This window comes from Actinokineospora sp. (assembly GCF_052390155.1).
Classification (GTDB): Bacteria; Actinomycetota; Actinomycetes; order Mycobacteriales; family Pseudonocardiaceae; genus Actinokineospora.
In genome coordinates, this window is record NZ_JBQTHF010000030.1 from 115195 (window position 1) to 139100 (window position 23906).

26 protein-coding genes are annotated in these 23906 nt (G+C 71.8%); 12 read left to right on the forward strand and 14 right to left on the reverse strand.

What is annotated here, in order from left to right; genetic code table 11:
- Positions 1–248: 248 nt before the first annotated feature.
- The 5 genes from ACT4N7_RS12160 to ACT4N7_RS12180 form a co-directional block, all read right to left on the reverse strand.
- Complete coding sequence (locus ACT4N7_RS12160; protein ID WP_444828774.1) at positions 249–1169, reverse strand: DUF4349 domain-containing protein; 921 nt, start codon at positions 1167–1169, stop codon at positions 249–251.
- A gap of 70 nt (positions 1170–1239) precedes the next feature.
- On the reverse strand, positions 1240–1758 hold the full coding sequence (locus ACT4N7_RS12165; RefSeq protein ID WP_444828775.1) for a YbjN domain-containing protein: 519 nt from the start codon (positions 1756–1758) through the stop codon (positions 1240–1242).
- Positions 1755–3050 (reverse strand): D-inositol-3-phosphate glycosyltransferase, encoded by a 1296-nt coding sequence (gene mshA, locus ACT4N7_RS12170; protein WP_444828776.1) that lies wholly within the window; start codon positions 3048–3050, stop codon positions 1755–1757. Before mshA ends, ACT4N7_RS12165 begins: the two co-directional genes overlap by 4 nt.
- 2 nt (positions 3051–3052) lie before the next feature.
- Positions 3053–3874, reverse strand: a complete 822-nt coding sequence (locus ACT4N7_RS12175) for an alpha/beta fold hydrolase (protein ID WP_444828940.1) — start codon at positions 3872–3874, stop codon at positions 3053–3055.
- A complete protein-coding gene (locus ACT4N7_RS12180; RefSeq protein WP_444828941.1) occupies positions 3874–5016 on the reverse strand; it encodes a L,D-transpeptidase in 1143 nt (380 codons plus the stop codon). The genes ACT4N7_RS12175 and ACT4N7_RS12180 overlap by 1 nt, the downstream gene beginning before the upstream one ends.
- Before the next feature lie 174 nt (positions 5017–5190).
- Between ACT4N7_RS12180 and ACT4N7_RS12185 the strand changes: the two genes are divergently transcribed.
- The gene (locus ACT4N7_RS12185) at positions 5191–5922 is read left to right on the forward strand and encodes an SDR family NAD(P)-dependent oxidoreductase (protein WP_444828777.1); all 732 of its coding nucleotides are present in this window, start codon (positions 5191–5193) and stop codon (positions 5920–5922) included.
- Here the strand turns inward: ACT4N7_RS12185 and ACT4N7_RS12190 are convergent.
- Positions 5919–7010: a UDP-N-acetylmuramate dehydrogenase gene (locus ACT4N7_RS12190; RefSeq protein ID WP_444828778.1), complete on the reverse strand. Its 1092-nt coding sequence runs from the start codon at positions 7008–7010 to the stop codon at positions 5919–5921. The genes ACT4N7_RS12185 and ACT4N7_RS12190 overlap by 4 nt on opposite strands.
- 25 nt (positions 7011–7035) lie before the next feature.
- On the opposite strand from ACT4N7_RS12190, the gene ACT4N7_RS12195 reads away from it, so the two are divergent.
- The 3 genes from ACT4N7_RS12195 (at position 7036) to ACT4N7_RS12205 (ending at position 9177) form a co-directional block, all read left to right on the forward strand.
- A complete protein-coding gene (locus tag ACT4N7_RS12195; protein WP_444828779.1) occupies positions 7036–7539 on the forward strand; it encodes a DUF2505 domain-containing protein in 504 nt (167 codons plus the stop codon).
- Positions 7540–7543: 4 nt separating this feature from the next.
- Positions 7544–8347, forward strand: a complete 804-nt coding sequence (locus ACT4N7_RS12200; RefSeq protein WP_444828780.1) for a class I SAM-dependent methyltransferase — start codon at positions 7544–7546, stop codon at positions 8345–8347.
- A gap of 68 nt (positions 8348–8415) precedes the next feature.
- A complete protein-coding gene (locus ACT4N7_RS12205; RefSeq protein WP_444828781.1) occupies positions 8416–9177 on the forward strand; it encodes a MerR family transcriptional regulator in 762 nt (253 codons plus the stop codon).
- Positions 9178–9669: 492 nt separating this feature from the next.
- Here ACT4N7_RS12205 and ACT4N7_RS12210 read toward each other — a convergent pair whose 3' ends face one another.
- Entirely contained in the window at positions 9670–9804 is a 135-nt protein-coding gene (locus ACT4N7_RS12210) for a hypothetical protein (RefSeq protein ID WP_444828782.1), read from the reverse strand.
- 484 nt (positions 9805–10288) lie between these two features.
- Here ACT4N7_RS12210 and purU point away from each other — a divergent pair, with 484 nt between their 5' ends.
- Positions 10289–11164 carry a formyltetrahydrofolate deformylase gene (gene purU / locus ACT4N7_RS12215; protein WP_444828783.1) on the forward strand — a complete coding sequence of 292 codons (876 nt, stop codon included), beginning with the start codon at positions 10289–10291 and terminating at the stop codon, positions 11162–11164.
- A gap of 184 nt (positions 11165–11348) precedes the next feature.
- On the forward strand, positions 11349–12209 hold the full coding sequence (locus ACT4N7_RS12220) for a GNAT family N-acetyltransferase (RefSeq protein WP_444828784.1): 861 nt from the start codon (positions 11349–11351) through the stop codon (positions 12207–12209).
- A 1-nt stretch (position 12210) separates the two neighbouring features.
- On the opposite strand, the gene ACT4N7_RS12225 is transcribed toward ACT4N7_RS12220, so the two are convergent.
- Both ACT4N7_RS12225 and ACT4N7_RS12230 read right to left on the reverse strand, forming a co-directional pair.
- Positions 12211–13212, reverse strand: coding sequence for an NADP-dependent oxidoreductase (locus ACT4N7_RS12225; RefSeq protein WP_444828785.1), 1002 nt, complete (start codon positions 13210–13212; stop codon positions 12211–12213).
- Positions 13213–13294: 82 nt separating this feature from the next.
- Positions 13295–13735, reverse strand: a complete 441-nt coding sequence (locus ACT4N7_RS12230) for an SRPBCC family protein (RefSeq protein WP_444828786.1) — start codon at positions 13733–13735, stop codon at positions 13295–13297.
- A gap of 43 nt (positions 13736–13778) precedes the next feature.
- Between ACT4N7_RS12230 and ACT4N7_RS12235 the strand changes: the two genes are divergently transcribed.
- A complete protein-coding gene (locus ACT4N7_RS12235) occupies positions 13779–14900 on the forward strand; it encodes an LOG family protein (protein ID WP_444828787.1) in 1122 nt (373 codons plus the stop codon).
- A 5-nt stretch (positions 14901–14905) separates the two neighbouring features.
- Here ACT4N7_RS12235 and ACT4N7_RS12240 read toward each other — a convergent pair whose 3' ends face one another.
- Both ACT4N7_RS12240 and ACT4N7_RS12245 read right to left on the reverse strand, forming a co-directional pair.
- The gene (locus ACT4N7_RS12240) at positions 14906–15598 is read right to left on the reverse strand and encodes a response regulator (protein WP_444828788.1); all 693 of its coding nucleotides are present in this window, start codon (positions 15596–15598) and stop codon (positions 14906–14908) included.
- A gap of 94 nt (positions 15599–15692) precedes the next feature.
- A complete protein-coding gene (locus tag ACT4N7_RS12245) occupies positions 15693–16244 on the reverse strand; it encodes a YbaK/EbsC family protein (RefSeq protein ID WP_444828789.1) in 552 nt (183 codons plus the stop codon).
- Between the two features lie 308 nt (positions 16245–16552).
- Here ACT4N7_RS12245 and ACT4N7_RS12250 point away from each other — a divergent pair, with 308 nt between their 5' ends.
- The 5 genes from ACT4N7_RS12250 (at position 16553) to ACT4N7_RS12270 (ending at position 19732) form a co-directional block, all read left to right on the forward strand.
- Positions 16553–17674: a C1 family peptidase gene (locus ACT4N7_RS12250; RefSeq protein WP_444828790.1), complete on the forward strand. Its 1122-nt coding sequence runs from the start codon at positions 16553–16555 to the stop codon at positions 17672–17674.
- Positions 17675–17685: 11 nt separating this feature from the next.
- Positions 17686–18102: a hypothetical protein gene (locus ACT4N7_RS12255; protein WP_444828791.1), complete on the forward strand. Its 417-nt coding sequence runs from the start codon at positions 17686–17688 to the stop codon at positions 18100–18102.
- Between the two features lie 90 nt (positions 18103–18192).
- The gene (locus tag ACT4N7_RS12260; protein WP_444828792.1) at positions 18193–18510 is read left to right on the forward strand and encodes a protease inhibitor I42 family protein; all 318 of its coding nucleotides are present in this window, start codon (positions 18193–18195) and stop codon (positions 18508–18510) included.
- A 134-nt stretch (positions 18511–18644) separates the two neighbouring features.
- A complete protein-coding gene (locus ACT4N7_RS12265) occupies positions 18645–19250 on the forward strand; it encodes an RNA polymerase sigma factor (protein WP_444828793.1) in 606 nt (201 codons plus the stop codon).
- A gap of 5 nt (positions 19251–19255) precedes the next feature.
- Positions 19256–19732, forward strand: coding sequence for a carboxypeptidase regulatory-like domain-containing protein (locus tag ACT4N7_RS12270; RefSeq protein ID WP_444828942.1), 477 nt, complete (start codon positions 19256–19258; stop codon positions 19730–19732).
- Here ACT4N7_RS12270 and ACT4N7_RS12275 read toward each other — a convergent pair.
- The 3 genes from ACT4N7_RS12275 to ACT4N7_RS12285 form a co-directional block, all read right to left on the reverse strand.
- Positions 19710–21926 carry a HelD family protein gene (locus tag ACT4N7_RS12275; protein ID WP_444828943.1) on the reverse strand — a complete coding sequence of 739 codons (2217 nt, stop codon included), beginning with the start codon at positions 21924–21926 and terminating at the stop codon, positions 19710–19712. The two genes, ACT4N7_RS12270 and ACT4N7_RS12275, sit on opposite strands and share 23 nt — an antisense overlap.
- A 46-nt stretch (positions 21927–21972) precedes the next feature.
- A complete protein-coding gene (locus ACT4N7_RS12280; RefSeq protein ID WP_444828794.1) occupies positions 21973–23115 on the reverse strand; it encodes a CapA family protein in 1143 nt (380 codons plus the stop codon).
- A gap of 87 nt (positions 23116–23202) precedes the next feature.
- Positions 23203–23901 (reverse strand): SRPBCC family protein, encoded by a 699-nt coding sequence (locus ACT4N7_RS12285; protein WP_444828795.1) that lies wholly within the window; start codon positions 23899–23901, stop codon positions 23203–23205.
- Between the last annotated feature and the right edge of the window lie 5 nt (positions 23902–23906).

A 23906-nucleotide genomic window follows, 5' to 3' on the forward strand; every position in this document is an offset into this window, starting at 1 on the left:
GTTTCCTCGATCGGGCGATTACCTGCTCTTGTGCACCTGTCCACCATCTGACAAGTTGGCTTCTGCCGCATTGGATCAGCTCCCACGCACTCCCTGATCCAGTGTGAGCCATGCGGCTCGACTCCCCTGCCGAGCCGCACATCCCGCCCGGACCCCGGGTGCCCCCCGCCACGGGGTTACGGAGGGACTGACGCGGGGCGGTTCGAATACGCGACTCCCCCCTCGCTCGAACCGCCCCGCGCTCGGCTTCACTCGGCGGGCCGCACCACCACGGGCGCAGGCCGACCGCGCCGCCAACGCCACACCAGCACCGCGGGCACCCCCAGCACCACCGCGAACGGCAACACCGTGCCGACCAGCCGCAGCACGAAGCCGCCCGCGGCCAGGAACGCCGACCAGCCTGCCGCCAGCGCGTCGAGGAAGGTGTCGTCGTCCTCGACCGGCGCCGGGGCCGGGCCGCCGAGGCTGATCCGCAGCGTCACCGTGGACATGGCCACGCTGCCCGCGAGCGCCTCCCGCCGCTTGAGCAGCGATTCCAGGTCGGCCTCGCGCCTGGTCACCTCGGACTCGATCTGCACGATCTCGGCGATCCCGGTCGCCCTCCCGAGCAGTGCGCGCACCCGCTCCAGGCTGGCCCGCTGGGTCAGGACGCGGCTTTCCACATCGACCACCTGCTCGGTGACGTCCTGCGCGTTCTGCGTGCGCGAGGTGACCTTGCCGAACCGTTCGAGTTCCCCGAGCACCGCGTCGAACCGGTCCGAGGGCACGTACAGGGTCAGCGTCGCGTTCCGCTCGCCGACCTGCTCCTGCCCGGAGTACCCGCCCGCGCCGACCACGGCCGCGCGCGCCCGGCCCGCGGTGTCGAGCAGATCGGGTGCGGTGATGTCCAGGCTCGCGGTGCGCACCAGCTTGCGGTCGACGCCGGGCTGGTTGACCTCCTGCGCTTTCGACTCGGTGGCGGCGGGGTCACGGCCGCTGCCGCCCGACGTGGCCCCGTCGCCTGCCCCGTTGCGGGCGCCGGGCGTCTGCGGCGCGACGGCCGGGGCGCCGACGTCGTACGCGGCCGTCGAACTCGACTCGGACGAGCCGCAGGCGGCGGTCGTCCCGACCGCCGCGACGGCGAGCAACAGCAGCCCGGCTAAGCGAACTCTCCGGTGGTACGTGCGCATGACCCCTCCAGGTTCCCGTTCTCCTGCACAGCAGACGTGCCGGGACCGGCGGGGCGTTGCGAGGGGGCGGTCACGAGTCGGCCTCGTCTGAGACACGGCGCCGTTGTGCGGGTTCGAGCAGGTGCTCGAACGCCTTGAGGTTGGCCAGCGACTCGCCGCGCGAGCTGCGCCAGTCCCACTCGCGGCGGATCGCGGTGGCGAAGCCGATCTCCAGCAGGGTGTTGAAGTCGCCGTCCGCAGCCTCCAGCACCTGGCCGAGCAACTTGTCCAGCTCGGCGGCGGTGACCGCGCCGAGGCCGACCCTGCCGAGCAGGTAGATGTCGCCCGCCCGGTCGATCGTGTAGTGCACGCCGTAGAGCTTGGCGTTGCGGCGCAACAGGAAGCGGTACACCTCTTCGTGCGCCTCGTCGGGCTTGCGGCAGACGAACGCCTCCACCACCAGCGCGTGGTTGCCGACGATCAGCCAGCAGTTGGTCTGCTGCTTCTTCGTGCCGGGCAGCGTGACGTGGAAGCGCCCCGGCTCCGGGTGCTCGTAGGTCAGCTCCCCCTCGTCCAGCGCGGCTTTGATGACCTCGTCCAGCGTGTTCACACCGCAACCTCAGCACGCGCGAGGGAGTACCGCAGCGCGTGTCCCGCCTCGACGTAGCCCGCGACGAGCGCGTCGGTGGTGCGCTCCCAGGAGAAGGCCCTGGCGTGCTCGACGGCACCCACGCCCAGCTCGACGCGCAGCCCCGGGCGCAGGGCCAGGTGGGAGAGGGCGTCGGCCCAGTCGGCGGCGGCGTGGCCGTCGACCAGCAGCCCGGACTCCCCGTCGGCGACCGCGACCGGCAGCCCGCCGACAGCGGCGGCCACCACGGGCGTGCCGCACGCCTGCGCCTCCAGGGCGACCAAGCCGAAGCTCTCGTTGTGGCTGGGCACGGCCACCACGTCGGCGGCCCGGTAGACCGCGGCCAGCGCGTCGCCGGACTGCGGCGGCAGGAAACGCACGACGTCGGTGATGTCCAGGGCGACGGCCAGGTCTTGCAGGGCGGCGGGCTGGTCGAGCCCCGACCCGGACGGACCGCCCGCGACCAGCACCACGAGCCGGTCGCGCGGCACGTCGCCCCGGGCGAGCAGCTCGGCGGTGGCCCGCAGCAGCACGTCGGGCGCCTTGAGCGGCTGGATCCGGCCGACGAACGCGAACACCGTCGCGTCCGGCGCGATCCCCAGCCCGCGGCGCGCGGCGTGCCGGTCGCCGGGGCGGAAGCGGTCGAGATCGACGCCGGGGGCGATCACGTGGACCTTGTCGGGATCGGCGCCGTAGAGGTCGACAAGCTGGCGGGCCTCGACATCGGTGTTCGCGGTCAGCCGGTCGGCCTCGTCCACCACCTGCTGCTCACCGATCACCCGCACGCGCGGCTCGGGCGTGTCGCCAACGGCCAGCGCGGCGTTCTTGACCTTGGCCAGGGTGTGCGCGGTGTGCACCAGCGGCACCCCCCAGCGGTCCCGGACCAGCCAGCCGACCTGGCCGGACAGCCAGTAGTGCGAGTGCACGAGGTCGTAGTGGCCGGGCTCGTGCCGGGCCTCGGCGCGCAGCACGCCCGCGGTGAACCCGCAGAGCTGCGCGGGTAACTCCGAGCGCTCCAGCCCCTCGAACGGGCCCGCCGACACGTGCCGCACCAGAACCCCCGGCGCCAACTCGGCGACCGGGGGCAGGTCGGACGCGGTGGCCCGGGTGAACACCTCCACGGCGATGCCGCGGCGGGCCATCCGGGTGGCGGTCTCGGTGATGTAGACGTTCATGCCGCCCGCGTCGCCCGTTCCGGGCTGTTCGAGCGGGGACGTGTGGACCGACAGGACGGCCACCCGGCGCGGTCGCCGCAGCAGGGTCGGAGGCACCACGTTCACTCCTTCCGGCCCGCCCCGTCCTCGCGGAGGGCGCGGTTGAACTCGTCGGCGCGTTCGGCGAAGGGCATGTGCCCCACACCGGGAAACCAACGCGCCGACGCCCCCGGAATCTTCCCGACCGCGTACTCGGCCGCGCTCGGGTCGACCACGGTGTCCTCCGTGCCGTGCGCGACCAGCGTCGGCACGGTGATGCCCGCGAGCACCTCCGCGCTGCCGATGTCCCGCTTGAACAGGGCTTTGCGCACCCGCGGCGGCACCAGCAGGGTGGCCCCGACCCGGTGCTGCACGTCCATGCCCGACCCGGGCTCGGCTGTCATGCCCACGGTGAGCGCGGTGACGGCCGGGATAGCGACCGCCGGGTCTTCGGAGAGCGCCGCCGGGAGCGCACCGCGCATGAGCGCGCCGATAGCCCCGCCCGGGCGGTCGCGGCCGATCTCGGTCAACGCGCCGACCAGCACGATCCCGGCCAACGCCGCACACCCGCGCTCACGCACGTAGTCGGTGACGACCAGACCGCCGTAGGACCAGCCGACAACCACCGCGGGCGCCTGGGCAAAGTCGAGCACGGCGGCGAGGTCGGCCGCCCACACCGCCGGGTCGGCGTAGCCGTCCGCGGGCACGTCCGATTCCCCGTGACCGCGCAGGTCTACCGCGAGCAGGTGGTGCGCGGCGGCCAGGTCCGGGTCGGCGAACTGCGCCGACCACACCAGCGCGGACTGCGCCCAGCCGTGCACGAACACGATCGGCGGCTGCGCCGGGTCGCCCGCGGTGCGCACCGCGAGCCGGACACCACCCGCGCCGCGAACCGACCGGCGCACTACAGCGCCGACATCTTCTGCCACTGGCTCCACGAGATCAGCCAGTCGAACACGTCGGAGGTGGTGGGCATGTTCGCCGCGGAGCCCGTGACCTCGATCGGGTCGCCGATCAGCGCGCTGTCGAAGTACGCCTTGGCGTCGGCCTCGAACAGGTTCACACAGCCGTGCGAGGTGTTCGCCTTGCCGATGTTGGCGCGGTTCTCCTCGTTCTCGTGGATGAACTCGCCGTGGTTGGAGAACCGGACGGCCCACTTCTTCTTGACGTTGGTGTAGCCGTACTGCGGATTGGAGAAGTCGCCGATCGGGTCCTTCTGCATCACGATCATGGTGCCGTTGGGCGTGTTCAGGTTCGGGTCGGCGTCCTTGCCGTTGCTCGACGGGTAGCTCGCGAACAGCTTGCCGTCGCGGTAGACGTTCATCTCGTGGTCGGGCGTGTTGATCTTCACGACCTGGTTGCGGCTGATGGTGAACCTGGTGCTCAGGTCGGACTTGCCGTAGGCGCCGCCGCCGTAGGCCAGGCCGTAGAGCGACGCGGTGACCGTGACCTTGGTGCCCTCGGGCCAGTACACCTTGGGCCGCCAGTCGACCTGCTGGTCGTTGAGCCAGGCCCACGAGCCCTCGACCGGCACCGACGTGTCGACCTTGAGCGCCTTCTGCACGGTCGCCTTGTCGGTGACCTTGCCCTCCGGGAACTTGATGCTGATCGGCATGGCCACGCCGACCTGCGCGTCGTCGGCCGGGTTGATCGTGGCGCGCGGCGTCTTCGCGGGCTTGAGGGTGGTGAAGGAGCCCTTGAGCTCGACCTTCTTGCCGTCGACACCGGTCGCGGCAGCCGTGTAGGTGTAGGACTTGCCGTAGCCGAGCACCTCCGACGAGGTCCAGCTCAGCTTGTCGGCGGCGACCTTGCCCGCGATGGCCTTACCGTCGGCGTTGGTCAGCTCGACCGAGTCGATGGCGCCCTCGGTGACGGCGACCTTGACCGGCTCGGACACCGGCACCTCGGTGGCATCGGCGACCGGGACCGCGGTCAGCTTGGCCTTCGGCGGGGCGTCCTGGGCCTGTCCACCGCCGCCCGGCAACCCGCCGGTCTCCGACGTACACGCGGCGAGCAGCGCGAAGACCAGGAGGAAGGCCCCGAGCAGGCCGGTCGTCCGTGTTCCGCGCCCTGTGCGTCTCACCGTGAACCTCCGAAGTCGAGTCGAGTCCCCACTGATGAGGACGTGCGGGCGGCGACGGGGTGCGGCCGGACCGAGTGTGACAGTGCTCATAACGACCTCGGCGGAGGTTCGGTTCAGTCGAAAGGGAGGATCGGTGCCGTGACGAACCCCATTGCGGTAGTGACCGGAGCGAGCGCGGGCATCGGGGCGGCGACCGCCCGGCGGTTGGCTGCGGCCGGGTTCGGCGTCGTCCTCGGCGCCCGGCGGCTGGACCGGCTCGGCGAGGTCGCGGCCGAGACGGGCGGCCGGGCCATCGAGCTGGACGTGACCGACGCCGGGTCGGTCGAGGCGTTCTGTGCCCAGATACCAGCGTGCCACGTGCTGGTGAACAACGCAGGCGGCGCCCGCGGCCTCGACCGCGTCGACACCGCCGACGAGGCGCACTGGCGGTGGATGTGGGAGACCAACGTGCTGGGCACCCTGCGGATCACCAAGGCGCTGCTGCCGAAACTCGTCGCCTCGGGCAACGGGCACGTGGTGACCATGACCTCGATAGCCGCCTACGAGGTCTACGACGGCGGCGCGGGCTACACCTCGGCCAAGCACGCCCAGTCGGCCCTGCACCGCACCCTGCGCGGTGAGCACCTCGGCGAGCCGGTGCGGTTCACCGAGATCCTGCCGGGCATGGTGGAGACCGAGTTCTCGGTGACCCGCTTCGACGGCGACGCCGAGCGCGCGGCAGGCGTCTACGCGGGCATCGAGCCGCTCACCGCCGACGACGTGGCCGACGTGATCACGTTCGCGGTCACCCGGCCGCCGCACGTGAACCTGGACCAGATCGTGCTCAAGCCCCGCGCACAAGCCTCAGCCACCCGCGCCCACCGGGACTAGAGAGTGCAGTTGACCAGCACCGGCTCCGGGTGCAGGTCGACGCCGAACGTGGCCCGGACGCCGTCGCGGACCTCCAGGGCCAGGGCCAGCAGGTCGGCGGTGGTGGCGTCGCCGCGGTTGGTCAGGGCGAGCGTGTGCTTGTCGGACAGCGCCACGCGGCCGCCGGGGCCCGCGTGGCCCTTGCCGAAGCCCGCCCGCTCGATCAGCCACGCCGCCGACAGCTTCGACGCGCCGGGGCTCGCCGGGTAGCGCGGCACGGCCACATCCGGGCCCACCCGCGCGACGATCCGGGCCAGCACCTCGTCCAGCGCGGCGTCGAGAACGATCGGGTTGGTGAAGAACGAGCCCGCGCTCCACGTGTCGTGGTCGGCCGGGTCGAGCACCATGCCCTTGCCCCGGCGCAGCGCCAGCACCGCCTCCCGCGCGGCGGCCACCGGCACCCGCTCGTCCTGGCGCACGCCGAGCGCGCGGGCCAGCTCGGTGTAGCGGACCGGGGTGGACAGGCCGTCGTCGACCAGCTCGAACCGCGCCCGCAGGACCACGGCGCGGTCGGTGTTCTTGAGCACGCTCGTGCGGTAGCCCAGGCCGAGTTCGGACACGTCGAGCGTGCGCACCTCGCCGGTCGCCCGGTCGAGCAGGTCGACCGAGACCAGGACCTGGGCGACCTCGACGCCGTACGCGCCGACGTTCTGCACCGGGGTCGCGCCGACCAGGCCGGGGATGCCCGAGAGGCACTCCAGCCCGCCGAGACCGGCCTCGACGGTGCCCGCCACGACCGTGTCCCAGTCCTCCCCCGCCTCGACGGTGAGCTGGACCCGGCCCGGGGCCACGCAGTCGATCTTGCTGCCGCGGTTGGCCACCCGCACCACTGTGCCGTCGAACCCGAGGTCGCCCACGACCAGGTTGGATCCGCCGCCGAGGACCAGCAGGGGCGCGCTGTCCGCATCGGCGGCGCGGACCGCGTCGACCACCTCGGCGGCGGTCGCGGCGGCCACGAAGGTGGCCGCGGGTCCGCCGAGCCGCAGCGTCGTGTAGCCGCTGAGCGGTACGCAGGCGCGCACGTCGGCGCCGAGGGGGAGGCCCGTCACGGGCGCCAACGGTAACCTCCTGGCCATGGGAAGCCGCATCGAGCACCGTGCCGAGTTCGCCGCACCCGCGTCGACCGTGCACTCCTCGCTCATCGACCGGGCATTTCTCGACGAGCGCCTGCGCGTGCTGGGCGGCAAGGGCGCCGCGCTGGTCGCGTACTCGGCCGAGGGTGGCACCGTGACCTACAAGCTGCGTCAGGGCCTCGACAACGCGCTGCTGCCGTCCGCGGCCCGGTCGGTGATCAAGGACGACCTCGTGGTCGAGCGCACGGAGTCCTGGCGGCCCGACGGCGCCGCGTTCGCAGGCACGACGAGCGCCACCGTCTCCGGCGTGCCCGGCGACATCAAGGGCCGCGTCCGGCTCACCGACACCGCCGTGGGCAGCGACTTGACCACGGCCGCCGAGGTGAAGGTCCGCATCCCGCTGTTCGGCGGCAAGATCGAGGCCGTGATCGCCGAGCAGGTCGGCAAGCTGCTGGCCGCCGAGGCCGAGTTCGCCGCCAAGTGGCTGGCCGAGCACGGCCGCTGACCGCGTGGCCCGGCTGGCCGCGGGCCGGGCGCGGGCGCTCGGCGCGCCGACCCGAGGCACCACGAACCCGAACCGACTGCGCCGCGTCGACCGGTGGCTGGTCGGCTCCCCCCAGGTCCGCGCGGCGCTGACCGGCGCCGCGGACCCCCTGGTCGTCGATCTCGGCTATGGCGCCACGCCGATCACCACGGTCGAACTGGCCGCGCGGCTGCGGGCGGTGCGCGCCGACGTCCGGGTGCTCGGTCTGGAGATCGACCCGGCGCGAGTCGAGGCCGCCAGGCCCGTCGCCGACCCGCCGAGGCTGGACTTCCGGCGCGGCGGTTTCGAACTGGCGGGCGCGCGGCCGGTGCTGCTGCGCGCGTTCAACGTGCTGCGGCAGTACCCCGAGGCGGAGTCCGCGTCGGCGTGGGCCACGATGCTCGACCGGCTCGCCCCCGGCGGCCTGCTGGTCGAGGGCACCTGCGACGAGATCGGCAGGCGCTGCACCTGGGTGACCCTGGACGCCGACGGCCCGCGCACGATCACCCTGGCGTGTCTGCCCGCCGGGCTGGAGCGCCCGTCCGACCTGGCCGAGCGCCTCCCGAAGGCGCTGATCCACCGCAACGTCCCCGGCGAACGCGTGCACGACCTGCTCACCGCGCTCGACGCGTGCTGGGCGACCGCGGCCCCGTTCGCGCCGTTCGGGCCCCGGGCGCGCTGGGTGGAGGCCGTGCGGCTGCTCGCGGCCGGGGGCTGGCCGGTCCTGGACACCCGCAAGCGCTGGCGGCTCGGCGAAGTCACGTTGGGCTGGAGTTCGGTCAGCGCTTGACTTTGACGTTGCGTCAACTTCTACCGTGGACATCGGGTCGGACGGACCGGCCCGGAGGAGACGGGACGATGGCCTGGTCGATCGCACAGGTGGCCCGGATGTCGAAGGTGACGTCGCGAACGCTGCGGCACTACGACGACATCGGGCTGCTGCGCCCGGCGTCGGTCGGCGGCAACGGCTACCGGTACTACGAGCGCGAGCAGTTGCTGCGGTTGCAACAGATCCTGGTCCTGCGTGAGCTGGGCCTCGGCCTCGACGCCATCGCCGAAATCGTGCACGACGGGCGCGACAAGGTGGCGGCGCTGCGCATGCACCACCGGTGGCTGCTCGCCGAACGCGACCGGTTCGACCAACTGGCCAGGACCGTCTCCAGGACGATCGATGAGGTGGAAGGAGGTGACAACATGACGACCAAGTCGGCAGAAGAGTGGTTCGAGGGGTTCGACTCCGCCAAGCAGGAGCAACTCCAGCAGGAGGCCCGCGAGCGCTGGGGCGCGGACGCGGTGGACGCCGCCAGCGCCCGAGTCAAGGACAAGGGCAAGGACTGGTGGCAGGACCAGGGCAAGGTCTGGGCCGACTCCCTCCACGCCCTCGTCGCCCACATCGAGGCGGGCCGGAGCCCGCGGGACGCGGAGGTCCAGGAGACCGTGCGCGGCCACCACCAGTGGCTGCTGGGGTTCTGGACCCCGAACCGGGAGTCCTACACCGGTCTCGGTGACCTGTACGCGGACGACCCGAGGTTCCGCGCGAACTTCGACAAGACCGACCCCCGCCTGGCGGAGTTCCTCCGCGCGGCCATGGCCGAGTACGCCCGCACCCGGCTCATCTAGTGGTCACGACCACTAGTGGTTGCCGACAGCCTGTCCTCGTGTGGCGACCGCACGAGGACAGGCAGGCTGGTCATTGCCGCGCCAGGACGACTACGGCGCCAGCACGCGGACGAAGTTGTAGTAGGTGTCGGCCAGGATGATGTAGGGCTTGTTCGGGGCGAGGCCGGTGCAGTAATCGTGGTAGATACCCGACTCGGGGCGTACACGTAGTTGCTGGGAATGGGTACTTAGCTTGCCGCCTGGGCCGTCCCGGTGAACAGGGTGAACCTGCCCATGACGACCGTCAGCACCAGGGCGAATCGCTTCGCCACCGGTTTCATCGAGCGCTTAGCCCGCACTTTGGCCACCTTTTCACACTTCCTCTAGTCCGCACGACAGCGATATCGAGGGGACTACAACCATCTCCACCGTAATTGCCCTACACCTTTTTGCGCGGTCGCCGAACAAGCCACGTGATGCCCCCATTTGCGGAGGTATGCGGCCCATCTGTGGTTACGCGGCGTCGAGCCCGAACAGGGTGCGGCACGGGGCGAGTCCATCGATGGCGACCGCGACAGTGCGGTGCCGCTCCCATGCCGCGCGGGTGAGGCGCATCCGGCGGTCGATGACCAGCTCGTCGAGGACCACGAGACCGCTCGATGCCGTCGGGTTGGTAGCCGAACTTGCGGGAGACGACCAGCGACGACATGTTGCGCTCGAACGCGGCGGAGACCGCCTCGGCGGCGTCCAGTCCGGCGAATGCCAGATGCGGCACGGCCGCTCGCATCTCGGTGCCGATTCCCTGGCCCTGGTCTTGGACGACCTTGCGGGCCACATCGGCGGGTGGCTGCTGGGTCCACGGCGTGCGGAACGGCATGACCTCGGGCGAATGGACACCGTCGACCGCCAACTCAGCCAAGGCCCCGAGTTCCTCGGGTGCGGGCAGGCGCAGCTCCAGCCGCGGCGTTCGCAGCCGCAGCCCCGAGAGCGGAAAATGATCAACCAGCACGCCTCATCCTGCCTTTCGCGCACCGCGCAGGCCGCCCGGTTTCATCCGGTGTGCGTGCGCGGCGGAAGCATCCGAACGTGGCGACAAGTGCCGGACGTGCGGCGGACTGCGACAATCTGCCGCGTGCCGTCCAATGAGCGTCGCTATGTGATCAAGCTGGGGTGCCCGGACCGGACCGGTATCGTCGCGAAGATCGCCGGGTTCCTGACCGAGGCGGGCGGGTGGATCGTCGAGGCGGACTACCACTCCGACCCGGACACCAACTGGTTCTTCACCCGCCAGGAGGTCCGGGCCGACTCGCTGCCCTACGGCGTGGTGGAGCTGCGCAAGCGGTTCGCCTTGGTGGCGCGGGAGCTGAGCGGGCAGTCGGACTGGAGCATCGTGGACACCGGGGCCAAACGGCGCGTGGTGATCCTGGTGTCCAAGGAGGGGCACTGCCTCTACGACCTGCTCGGCCGCGTGCACAGCAGCGAACTGGACATCGACATCCGGGCGGTGATCGGCAACCACACCGACCTCGCCAGCATCACCCGGGCGCACGGCATCCCCTTCCACCATGTGCCGTTCCCGGTGGCCGACCCGGAAGGCAAGGTGGCCGCGTTCGCGCAGTTGCGGCAACTGGTGGACGCGAATTCGCCGGACGCGATCGTGTTGGCGCGGTTCATGCAGGTGCTGCCGACCGAACTGTGCGCGGACTGGGCCGGTCGCGCGCTGAATATCCACCACAGTTTCCTTCCGTCGTTCGTGGGGGCGCGCCCGTACCACCAGGCGCACAAGCGGGGGGTGAAGCTGATCGGGGCGACCTGCCATTACGTCACCGCCGAGTTGGACGCGGGGCCGATCGTCGAGCAGGACGTGATCCGGGTGGACCATGACGACTCCGTGGCCGACATGGTGCGCAAAGGCCGCGACATCGAGAAAGTGGTGCTGGCGCGCGGGCTGCGCTGGCACCTGGAAAGCCGCATTCTGGTGCACGGCAACAAGACCGTGGTGTTCTGAGCTGGATCGCCGGTGGGGTGATGGGTTTCATGTTGGCCTCCTGGGGTCAAGTTCGAGATTAGTGGGGGTTGGGGTGGATGTCATTGCCACTTTGGTGTGGGGATAGCCGTTTGACGAAATTCTGAGAATGTGCATTCGAGTAATTCGATTGCCCGAAACGGCGATCACCGAGCATTCTCGTGCGGTGAACACCCGCGACCTGCCCACCCTGCCGACCACCGACCCATACCTACTGTCCACAGTGGATCTCGACGCCTGCCTCACGCTCGCGGGCGATCGCGAGTGGCCCTACGAGGACGACAAGTGGACGTTCCTCCTACGCGTGGGCCAGGGCTACGGGATCGCCGACCCGGCGGGCGGGCTGGCCGCGGCGGCGATCCTGGCCACCTTCGGCGACCTGGCGGCGATCAGCATGGTGCTGGTCGCCGCCAGGTACGACGGGCGCGGGCTGGGCACCCGGCTCATGCGGCACGTCATCGAGGCCGCCGGAGACGCCACGATCACCCTCTACGCGACGCCCGACGGGTGTCCGCTCTACCGCAAACTCGGCTTCCGCGCGGTCGCGGCGGCCGACACGCGCGTCGGCACCTTCACCGGCACCGCCCCCGGCACGACCCGACCGGCGACCAGCGCCGACCTGCCCGGCATCATCCGGCTCGACACGGAGGTGTTCGGCGCCGACCGCGCGCACGTCCTGTGCGCGTTACCCGCCTACGCCGAACGCCTGCGTGTGGTCGAGCGGGACGGCGCGATCACCGGCTTCGCCGCGACCTGGCGCAGCGGCAGGGACGCCGAGTACGCGATCGTGGGCCCGGTGATCGCCGCCGACGAGACCGACGCCCGCGCCCTGATCGCCGACCTGGCCGCCGAGACCGACGGCCAGGTCCGACTCGACCTCGACGACTCCCGTCCCGGCCTGGCCGAGTGGGCCGCGGGCCACGGGTTCGAGCCCGCGTTCGCGTGTTCGATCATGGTGCACGGCGACCGAACACTGCCGGGCGACCGCGAGCGGCTGTTCCTGCCGTTCATGCAGGCACTCGGCTAGGTCATACCAGCGTGACCAGCATCTTGCCGGTGTTGGCGCCGTCGAGCAGATCCAGGAACGCGGTCGGGGCGTTGCGCAGGCCCTCGACCACCGTCTCGGTGTAGCGCAGCGTGCCGTCGCGCACCCAGGGGCCGACCTCGCGCACGAAGTCCGAGCGACGCGCCGAGTGGTCGAACACGAGGAAGCCGCGCATCGCGAGCCGCTTGCCGATGAACTGGAACAGGTTGCGCGGCGCGGGGGTCGGCTCCGTGGCGTTGTAGATGGAGATCATCCCGCAGACGGCGATCCGGCCGTTCAGGTTCATCGCCGAGATCGCGGCCTCCAGGTGGTCGCCGCCGACGTTGTCGAAGTAGACGTCGATGCCCTCGGGCGCGGCGGCCGCGAGCTGCTCGGCGACGGGCGCGGACTTGTAGTTGAAGGCCGCGTCGAAGCCGAGTTCGTCAAGCAGGTAGCGCACCTTGTCGTCGCTGCCCGCGCTGCCGATGACGCGCTTGGCGCCGCGCAGCTTGGCGAGCTGGCCGACCTGCGCGCCGACGGCACCCGCGGCGGCGGAGACGAACACCGTGTCGCCCTCGCGGAACTCGGCGATGTCGAGCAGGCCCACATACGCCGTCAACCCGGTCATGCCGAGCACCCCGAGGTAGGCGCCCAGCGGCGCGGCGTCCGGGTCGACCTTGACCGCGCCCCGGGCATCGACCACGGCGTAGTCGCGCCAGCCGAAGTCGTGCAGCACGAAGTCACCCGGCCGCAGGGAGTCCACAGTGGACTTCACGACCTCGCCTATCGCGGCACCGGTGAGCGGGGCGCCCAGCACGAACGGCGGCGCGTAGGACTTCACGTCGTTCATCCGGCCGCGCATGTAGGGGTCGACGCTCATCACGTGGTTGCGGACCAGGACCTGACCGGGCGCGGGCTCCGGGACGGCCACCTCGACCAAGGCGAAGTTGTCGAGGGTGGGCTTGCCCGTGGGGCGGGCGGCGAGGTGGATCTCCAGCGCGGTCATCGCGGCGTTGCTCCCTGGTCGGCGGACACGGCACTCGTGATCAACACGACCTGCCGAAACACTGTTCCCGAAGTGGTCGAACTCACCGCTCGACTTCGGCGGCCAGGTTTGCCAGGAGTTCGTCGTGGATGCGGCGCAGGCCTGCCGGGGCGAAGGTGCGCTCGAAGAAGCCGCCGATGCCGCCCGCGCCCTCCCAGGTGGTCGCCAGCCGAACGGTGCTGGTCTCGCCCGCGCCGTCGACGGTCCAGGTGGTGATCAGGGTGGAGTTGCGGTCGGCCTCGACCAGGGTGCCCGCCTGCGGCTCGCTGACCTCGACAACGCAGTCGCGGACGCGCTTCTTCGTGGCCCGCAGCTTCCAGTGCGCGACGGTGCCCGCGCCGGTGCCGCCCGACTGGACCGCGTAGTCGCTGTAGTGCCCGGTGAGGATCTTCGACCGGGTGCCCGCGTAGTCGGCGACGGCGGCGCGAACCCGGTCGACCGGGGCGTTGACGGTGCGCTCGGCGATGGTCTGGACCTGGTTCATGGTTCTCCGTACGTCGGCTGACCGGCGCCCGTAGGCTACCCGCGTGCGGACCGAGATCACCGACCTGGACTCCCTGCGCCACCACCGCGACCAGGGCATGGACCTGCGCAACGCGGTACTCACCCGGCTCGACCTCTCCCCGCCGCACCACGACCGGCTGCTGCGCACCGCGATGGACGGCGCGCTACTGCTCGGCTGCGTGCTGACCCCGGAGAGCGCGCGGCGCGCGGAGGCGGCCGGGGCGCTGCTGTTCCCCATGGTGCCCGATCTGCCGTACGAGATATACCGGTCGAGCCTCTACACCGCCGCCGAACTGTTCGACGGCTTCGACCCGGACCGCCCGGAGTCCTATGCGGACACTCCAGACGCGCGGATCTACCAGCACGTCAAGGCACAGTGCGGCCACATCGACCCGCTGCACGCGCTCACCGAGCGGCTGCACGACCACGGCATCTCCGAGGCACTGAACGACGTGCTCACCGGGCGTCCGGTAGCCGTGATGGGCGGACACGCGCTCACCCGGGACTCCGCGGGCTATCGGGCGGCGGTAGACCTGGGTGTCGCGTTGGGACGCAGTGGGTTCACCGTGCTCACCGGCGGCGGCCCTGGCGCGATGGAGGCGGTGCCGCTGGGCGTGCGGCTGTCCGATTCGTCCACTGTGGACGACGCGGTGCGGACGCTGGCGGCGGTGCCCCGGTTCGCCAGCGGGACGACCGTCGACGCGGTGGAGATCGGGCGCTGGCTCGCGGCAGGACTGGCTGTCGACCTCCCGGTGAGCGCGTCCCCGCGCACCATCGGCATCCCCACCTGGTTCTACGGCCACGAACCGCCCAACCCGTTCTGCGAGCTGCACGCGAAGTACTTCGCCAACTCCGTGCGCGAGGACGGCCTGCTGGCCGTGGCCACGGGCGGCATCGTCTACACCCCCGGAAGCGCGGGCACGGTGCAGGAGGTGTTCCAGGACTACACGCAGAACCACTACTCCTCGCTTGGGCCGCCCGCGCCGATGGTGTTCCTGGGCACCCGGTTCTGGACCGAGGAGGTACCCGCGGCGCCGCTGGTCCGGCAGTTGGCCCGCGGGCGCGCGGCCGAGCAGTGGATCCTGGTCACCGACGACGCCGCGGAGGCCGTGGCCCTGCTGGAGCGCTACGCGGCGACGGCCTGAACGGACTAGTCGAGCAGGCCCGCCCGCTGGGCCAGGACGGCGGCGGTGACCCGGTTCGAGCAGCCGGTGGCGGCGAGGATCTCGGAGACGTAGCCGCGCACGGTCGAGTCGGACAGGCCGAGGTCCCCGGCGATCTCGCCGTTGCTGCGGCCCATGCCCACCAGCCGCAGGACATCGAGGAGGCGGGCGGAGAGGCGGGCGACCTCGGTGGCCGCGCCGAGCCGGTCGAGGTGGTGGGAGGCGAGGTGACCCATCAGGTCCTGAGTGAGCGTCGGGTCGAGCACGGCGCCGCCCCGCGCGGCGACCCGCACCGCGCGGACCAGCTCGGCCGGGTCGACGTGCTTGAGCAGGAACCCCTTCGCCCCGAGTCGCAGCGCCGTGGCGACGGCCTGGTCGGCGTGGAAGGTGGTGAGCACGACCACGGCGGGGGCCGTGGGCCTTCTGCGCAGTTCACGCAGCGCCCCCAGGCCGTCCATGCCGGGCATGCGCAGGTCGAGCAGCAGCACGTCGAGGTTCTGGGTGCGGACCAGCTCCAGCGCCTCGGCGCCGTTGGCCCCCTCCGCGACGACTTCGAGGTCGGGGGCGGAGCCCAGGATTTTGGCGACGAAGGTGCGCGCCATCGGCTCGTCGTCGACCACGCCGACCCGGATGGTGGCCCGCTCGGCGCGGGTTCCGTCGACCTCGAACTGCGTACTCACGCCTGGCCCCTTCCGGCCTGCCCCAACGGCGGTATGCAAGCCCAGGAAATCGGACCCGAACAGGGCATATCGGGGCAACCGACGAACGTAGGGATTACTCCGCCGGGCGGGCCAGTCCGTCGAGCACCTCGGCGCCGGGCAGCGCGGCGAGCAGGTCGCCGGGGACGAGCAGCTTGCTGCCCCGGATGCCGCTGCCGACGACGACCTCGGGCGCGGCGGCTACCGCGGCGTCGATGAGCAACGGCCAGTCGGCGGGCAGGCCGATCGGGGTGATGCCGCCGTACGCCATCCCGGTCGCCTCGACCGCGCGGTCCATCGGCGCGAACGACGCCTTGCGCACGTCGAGCCTGCGGCGGGCGAGCCCGTTGACGTCGGCTCGGGTGGTGGCCGGCACCAGGCAAGCGGCGAGCCGCTCGGTGGCGCCGCGCTTGCCGAGCACGACGACACAGTTGGCCGACGCGTCGAGCGGGGAGCCGTAGGCGGCGCAGAACGCGGCCGTGTCGGCGAGGTCGGGGTCGATCTCGGCCACCCCGACGCGGTGGCCGCCGTCGAGCGCGGCGAGGGCCTTGGCGACGGGCTCGGCGAGCAGCTCGGGGTGGTCCAGGGCGGGCAGCACGGTCAGGGTTCCGGCGATGGTCCAGGTCACCGATTCAGGTTAGTGGTCACGACCGGAGACTCGCCGGGGGTATCGGCGGCCGAGCTTCCCGCTGGACGCACCGGCGAAAGGCCCGAGTACAACCCGGTACGAGGACCTTCCACCGGCACGCCCAGCGGAAACCTCGATCCACCGATACCCCCGACGAACCTCCGGTCGCAACCACTAGTCGGCGCCGAAATCGGGCAGGCGACCTGCTGACACGGCGCAAACTGGCCGTTTCGCGGACGTATCCAGGACGCCGGAACGCGCTCTTTGCAGGTGTCCGAGAAAATCCGTCCCCCGGATCGGGAGGAACGATGAGCCACGATCGACCGAATGCGTCGGAGATCGCGGCTGTCCGAGAGACCCTTGCCCAGCAGGGCCACCCGTGGCAGGCCGCCGAGACGCGGATGAGCAGACTTTCCGCCAAGTGGCGCACCGCCCGGCTGGGGGTGCCCGCGCCGAGCGAGCAGGAGATCGCCGACCGGGCGGGCCAGCCCGAGGCGATGGCCGCCGCCGCGCAGGACACCGCCGCCGCCGCGCTGCCCACCAGCTTCGACCTCCGCGATGTCGGCGGACACGACTACGCGGGCCCGATCCGCGACCAGGGCGGCTGCGGGGCGTGCGTGGCCTTCGGGACTGTCGCGGCGATGGAGAGCACCGCCGCCTACACCCGCGGCACGCCCGGTCTCGCGCTGGACCTGTCCGAGGCGCACCTGTTCCACGTGCACGCGAAGGCCCGCGGCTACACCTGCGCCACCGGCTCGTGGCCCGACGACCTGTTCGCCGACTGCGCGGCCGTCGGGGTGACCTTCGAGGACTACTTCCCCTACAGCGACACCGGCTCCGGCTCGCCCAACGCCGACTGGCCCAACCGGTTGGCCAAGGCCGTCGGCGTCACCGACCTCACCGCCAACCCGGCCGCCATCAAGGCGCACGTCAGCGGCTACGGCGCCGTCGAAGCGTGCTTCGTGGTCTACGACGACTTCTTCCACTACCGCTCCGGGGTCTACCGACACACCACCGAATCGGTCGCGGGCGGGCACTGCGTGGCGCTGATCGGCTGGGACGACGCGGCGGGCTGCTGGATCGCGAAGAACTCCTGGGGCACCGGCTGGGGCGACGGCGGCTTCTTCCGCATCGCCTACGGCGACTCGTTCATCGAGGACTACCCCGACCCGCGGCCGACCGTCTTCGGCTGCACGTCGGTGTCGCTGCGGGCCTGGCTCCCGGCGCAGCGCACGCTGCGGCTGTTCGCCACCGCGCACGACGCCAACGGCTGGGCCTACCTGCAGCACTTCGGCTGGTCGCACCTCGCGGGCGGACCGCACACCACCACGAACAAGCTGGCCGAACTCACCCACGCCCGGGCGAGCGGCCACCTGGTCACCCCGTTCGTCGACGGCACCGAGCTGGGCTCCGTGCTGGTCGCGGACTGAAGGGACACGCCATGACCACCACCGTCGCGCGCCGCGCCCGCAAGAGCCCGGCCATCGCACCGCCCGAGCCGATCGCCGTGGACGCCGCCGTGGCGCCGCCGACGCCCGCCGGGATCGACGCCTGCACCACCGCCGAGGTCCGGGTCGACAGCGCGCCCGTGCCACCGCCGCTCGACGCACAGGGCGCGCCCGCCGCCGGGATCGCCGCAGGCTGGGTGCTCAACCGGACGATCACGCACCTGTGGTCCTACGACGCCACGACCGGCGGGTGGGTCTGGGTCGACGGGATCGGCTGGAAGCGGCTCTCGCCCGCGTCCGAGTCCGGGCACAGCCACATGACCATGCTGGCCACGATGGCCACGCACGACAACCTGGCCGTGGACTACCACGAGGACGCGTCCGGCCGGATCGACCAGATGCTCGTGTGACCCACGCGGACCGTGGCGGCCGGACGGGTGCAGGGGACCTGTCCGGCCGCGACGCACGACGGAGAGCCGGTATGCGAAGAGGAGCCACCGATGGCGTTGGTGCACCTGGCGGCGACGGATGCCGACGGGCCGACCGAGCTGCACAAGGGCGATACGGTCGAGCTGCGGCTGCCGGAGTCCCCGACGACGGGCTACCGGTGGCGGTGGCGGTTGCCGGAGGCGCTGCGCATGGTCGCCGACGAACACGTTCGGCAACCGGCGGAAATCGGGGCGCCGGGAGCGGCGGGCGAGCGCAGACTGGCCTTCGACGTGACCGCGTCTGGCCTGCACGAGCTGCGGGCCGAACTGGCCCGACCATGGGAAGGCGAGGCGCAGCGGGCACTGACTTTCGTGCTCCACGCGCTGTAGGGACACTGATGGTGGATAAGTTCATCCGTTCGGGTGAGTCGGCGGCTACGGAGACGCGTCGACACACGGGCGAGCGATGTACAGATAGCCACCAGAATGCACAACCCCGGAACACGGAAGATGGGGTGGGAGCGGTGACCGAGCTCCACACGGTAGGGACGAATCCGCCATGGGACGGACTGGAGGGCTCGGAGCGGCACGCCGCGTGCATGATCGCGGGCCGTGACGGCGACCGCAGAGCACTCGACGTGCTGGTCGCCGAGCTGACTCCGCTGGTCTGGCACGTGGCGAGAGGGACAGGGCTGGACCGGACGACCGCCGAGGACGTCGTCCAGACGGTGTGGCTGGCGCTGCTGCGCCACCTCGACCGGCTCGACGAGCCCCGGGCCCTGGTCGGCTGGCTGATCACCACCACCCGCCGCGAGGCCAACCGGACCCGCCAGCGCGGGTCGGCGCAGGTCGAGCTGGCGCCGGAAGTGGCCGAGCACGTGCTCAGCAGCGAGCCGATGCCCGAGGCGGAAGCCCTGCGCGACGAGCGGGACCGCCAGCTCTGGTCCGCTTTCCACAAGTTGCCCCAGCGCTGTCAGCAGCTCTTGCGGCTGACCGTGCTGGCCGGTCGTGCCGAGTACCGCACCGTCGCGGAGACGATGCGGATGCCGCACGGCAGCATCGGGCCGACCCGAGGACGTTGCCTCAACTCCTTGCGCGCCTTGTACGACAACGGGGATGGTGGCAGATGAGGACAATGGACGACTACGAGATGGAACCCGCCGAGCAGGAGTACTGGCTGGCCCAGGTGGCCAGGCTGGTAGACGAACTCGACCCGGTTCCCGACGGGCTCGTCGACCGCGCCCAGTTCGCCATCGCCATCGAGGACATCGACGCCGAGATGGAGCTGGAGGCCGCGAGCTGGGCCGACCAGCGCCCGCTGGTCGGGGTGCGCGGCGGCGCGCCGGGCACCATCACGTTCTTCGTCGGCGACCTCACCGTCATGGTCAACGTCACCCGCACCGGCGAGCGCCAGCGCATCGACGGCTGGCTGGTACCCGCCGGTGAACACTCTGTCGAGGTCCGGGTGGCGGACCACGGCTCCACCGCGACGACCGCCGACGAGGGCGGCCGTTTCGTCCTCACCGAGGTTCCGCGCGGCACCACGCAGATCCTGGTGCGGATGACCGGCGGCAAGCCGCGCACCGTCGTCACGCCGACCGTGGTGCTGTAGCGAGACGGGCCAGCGCGGGCGGCAGTTCGCCCGCGTGCACCACGCCCACCCGCTGCGTCGCCCTGGTCAGCGCCACGTACAGGTCGTTGAGCCCGCGGGCGGACTCGGCCACCATCAACCCGGGCTCGGCGAGCAGCACCGCGTCGAACTCCAGGCCCTTCGCCTGCCGCACGGTCAACACCGCCACCCGGGTCTCCAGGTCGGGCTGTTCCCCCACCGCGGCGTCCGGCACCGCCGCGGCCACCGCCCGGCCCACCGCGTCGACCAGCGACTCCGGCGCCAGCACGGCCAGCGTGCCCGGCCCGGCGTCGGCCGCCAACCCGGCCAGCACCTCGGGCAGCTCGTCCTCGGCAACCCGCAGCCGCCAGGGCTCGACCCCGGTCTCGCGCACCGAACGCGGCGGCGCCAGGTCCACGTCCAGCTCCGCCAGCACGTCGGCGGCGACGGCCATCACCTCGGCGGGCGTGCGGTAGTTGACCGTCAGCTCGGTGAGCCGCCAGCGGTCCTCGACGTACGGGCCGAGCACGTCCGCCCACGAGTCGGTGCCCGCGAGGGCGCCGGTCTGCGCGGTGTCGCCGACCAGCGTCATCGAGCGCGACGGGCAGCGGCGCATCAGGACCCGCCACGCCATCGCGGACAACTCCTGCGCCTCGTCCACGATCACGTGGCCGAAGGTCCACGTGCGGTCGGCGGCGGCGCGCTCGGCCGCGGTGCGGTGGTCGTCGTCGTCGTACCGGTCGGCGAGCCTGCCCGCGTCGATCAGGTCGTAGGCGGTCAGGATGTCCGGGTCGGCCTCGTCTTCCAGTTGCAGGATGTCGAGCACGCCCTGGGCGTAGTCCTGCGCGTCCTTGCGGCGCCGCTCGGCGCGTGCGCGCTCGGCGCGGTCGTCGGCGCCGAGCAGTTCGGCGGCCTCGTCAAGCAGCGGGGCGTCGGCGGCGGTCCAACCCAACCGGGGCGAGCGCAGCAGCAGGGCGCGCTCGGCGCCGGTGTGGCCGGGCATCGCGGCGGCGAGCCGGTCGAGCGAGGCGTAGAGGTCGGCGAGGAGGCGCTGCGGGGTCAGCACCGGCCACAGCGCCTCGACGGCGTCCTGGACGACGCCGTCCTCGCCCAGCTCGCGGCGGATGTCGGCCAGGTCGGCCTGGTCGAGGAACTCGGCGCCCAGCCGGTCGGCCTCCTGCCGGGCCAGCGCGGCGACGATCTCGCCCGCGAACACCGGGCGCGCGTCGTTGTGCGGACGCCCCGACCGTCTCGCCGTGGCACGCGCGGCCGCCACGGTCGGACCGTCGAGCACCAGTTCCACCCGGTCGACCACGAGGACCAGCGGCTCGTCCGGCACCTCCTGGCGGTCGGCCACGGCCTTGCGCAGAACCTCGACCATCCCGACGCGGCCCTTGAGTTCCGCGGCCGCCGCCGGTTCCGGCCGGGTGCCGTGCTCGCCCGGGTACAGCTCGGCGACGGTTTGCAGCAACACGCCCGTCTCGCCGAGCGCGGGTAGCACCTGCCCGATGTAGGACAGGAACGTCGCGTTGGGGCCGATGATCAGCACGCCGCGGCGGGAAAGCTGCTCACGGTAGGTGTAGAGCAGGAACGCGGCGCGGTGCAGCGCGACAGCCGTCTTGCCGGTGCCCGGCCCGCCCCGCACGACCAGGACACCGTTGAGACCGGCGCGGATGATCTCGTCCTGCTCGGCCTGGATGGTCTCCACGATGTCGCTCATCCGCCCGGTGCGGCTCGCGTTGAGCGCGGAGAGCAGCGCGGCCTCACCGGCGAGTCCCTCGTGGACGTTCCGCGCGCCGGCGCTGAGGTCGAGGATCTCGTCGTCCAGCCCGGTCACCTTGCGCCTGCTGGTGCGGATGTGCCTGCGCCTGCGGACACCGTCCGGCGCGGCGGCGGTGGCCATGTAGAACGGGCGCGCCGCGGGGGCACGCCAGTCCATCAGCAGGGGTTCGTAGTCGCCTTCGGCGTCGAACAGGCCGAGCCTGCCGACATAGGCGCGGGTGTCGTCGGCGAAGTCGAGCCTGCCGAAGCACAGCCCGTTCTCGACCGCGCTGTACTGCGCGAGCTGTTCGGTGTAGTGCGCGGTGGCCGCGTCGCGCAGGGTCATCGCCTGCGGCAGGCTGCTGGTCTCCCGCAACGTCCTGGCCAGCCGGGCGTCGGTGTCGGTGCGGAGTTCGTCGAGGTGCGCGTAGAGCATGGTGAGGTAGGCCTGCTCGACGTCGATCTCGGTTGACAACCCGGCCTCAGGCGCCCGGTCGGGTCAGCCCGGCAGCGGCGCCGCCACGGCTCAGCACGATCTCGTCGGTCCGCGCGAGCGCCTGGTTGCGCCGGGCCGGGGTCAGCTCGGTGCCGACGGTGAGGTTCCGCAGCCGGATCGGCGGCCCGAGATCCACCAGTGTCGGCAGGTACTCGGCCTTGTCGACGGCCCAGGTCTGGCCGGTCTTGACGAACCGGAAGCGCGCCAGCACGCCTTCCTCCGTGACCCCCTTGGGCTCGTCGTGCTTGGCGACCTGGTTGCCAAGGCCGTAGGTCACCCACTTGCCGTCGATCCGCTCGAAGGGCTGCACCACGTGCGCGTGGTGGCCGATGATCACGTCCACCGCGGGGTCGGCGAGGATCTGTTTGGCGATCTTGCGCTGGTCGGCGGACGGCTCGTGCTGCCCCTCGACACCCCAGTGCAGGCTCGCCACGACGACCTCGGCACCCGCCGCCCGCGCGGCACGCGCCTCGGCGAGCACCGCCTTGGGGTCGAGCAGGTTCGCCATCCACGGCGACTGCGCGGGCCGGGTGGTGCCCTTGTTGAAGCCGAAGGTGTACGACACCAGGCCGACCTTGACTCCGTTGGCGGTGCGGATCAGCGGCTTGGCCGCCTCGGCGGCCGACCGCGCGGAGCCGGTGTGCCCGATCTCGGCCTTGTCGAGGGCGTCCAGCGTAGCCTTCACGCCCGCCGGACCCTGGTCCATGGTGTGGTTCGACGCCGTTGAGCAGACGTCGAATCCGCTGGTGGCGAGGCCGGGAGCCAGCTCCGGCGGCGCGTTGAACTTCGGGTAGCCCTGGAACCGGCCGCCTGCCTCGGCGATGGGGACTTCCAGGTGGCACAGCGCGAGGTCGGCCTGGTCCAGCACCGGTTTGACCCCCGCGAACAGCGGCGCGAAGTCGCGTTTGCCGTCGCCGTCCCATTCCGCCTGGTCGGTGAGTTCCGGGTGGATCAGCACGTCGCCACCCGCGACGAGGGTGAACCCGGTGGCCGGCGGGGGGCTGGCGGCGGTGCTCGGCGGTGGCCCGGCCGGGATCGACCGCTGGGCGGGTGGACTCGCGGGCGTGGCCGCGCATCCGGCCAGCACGAGACCACTGAACAAGACGGCGGATGCCTGGCGCAGGCGCACCCGGGCACCTTACTCGACCACGTCCGCAGACACCTGTGGCCTCCCCGACAGTGCTCGGCGGGGAGGCCACAGGTCAGGTTCCGGCGGTCAGTGCCGCCTGCGAATCATCAGGAACACCAGGATCAGCACCGCGCCGACGGCCAGCGGGAGCGCGCGTTTGACCAGGGACGGTCCCGCGAACTCCATCAGGTCGATCGGCGCCGAGGCCGGTTCCGCCGCGGCCGCCCGGGGAACCTTCGGCTCCTCGGGGACAGCGTGCAGCGGCCGGTCCGGTTCGGGCTGGGCCTTGGTGTCGGCCTTCTTGGCGTCGACCGGGGGTGCGGGCGCCGCATCCTCGGCCGGGCCGCCCAGCTTGGTCGCCAGGCAGCCCGCGAACGCGTCGAGGATCTTGCCGCCGACCTCGACGATCAAACCGCGACCGAACTGGGCGGGCTTGCCCGTGATGGCCAGGTCGGTCACGACCTCGCCGGTCGTGGCGTCGGCACCGTCGGCGACCAGGGTCAGGGTGACCGTGGCCGAGGCGGTGCCGTTGCCGCGGGAGTCCTTGCCCGCGGCCTTGATGACGACCCGGCGAGCGGCCTCGTCCTTCGCCAGAAACTCACCCGAGCCCTTGTACAGCAACGAGATCGGGCCGAGCTTGACCTTGACGTTGCCGGTGAACGAATCGCCGTCGACCGCGGTCAGGGTGGCGCCGGGCATGCACGGCGCCACCCGTTCCGGGTCGAGCACGGCCGCCCAGACGGTATCGATCCCCGCCGGAACGGAAAACCGGTGCTCCAACTGCACTTGCC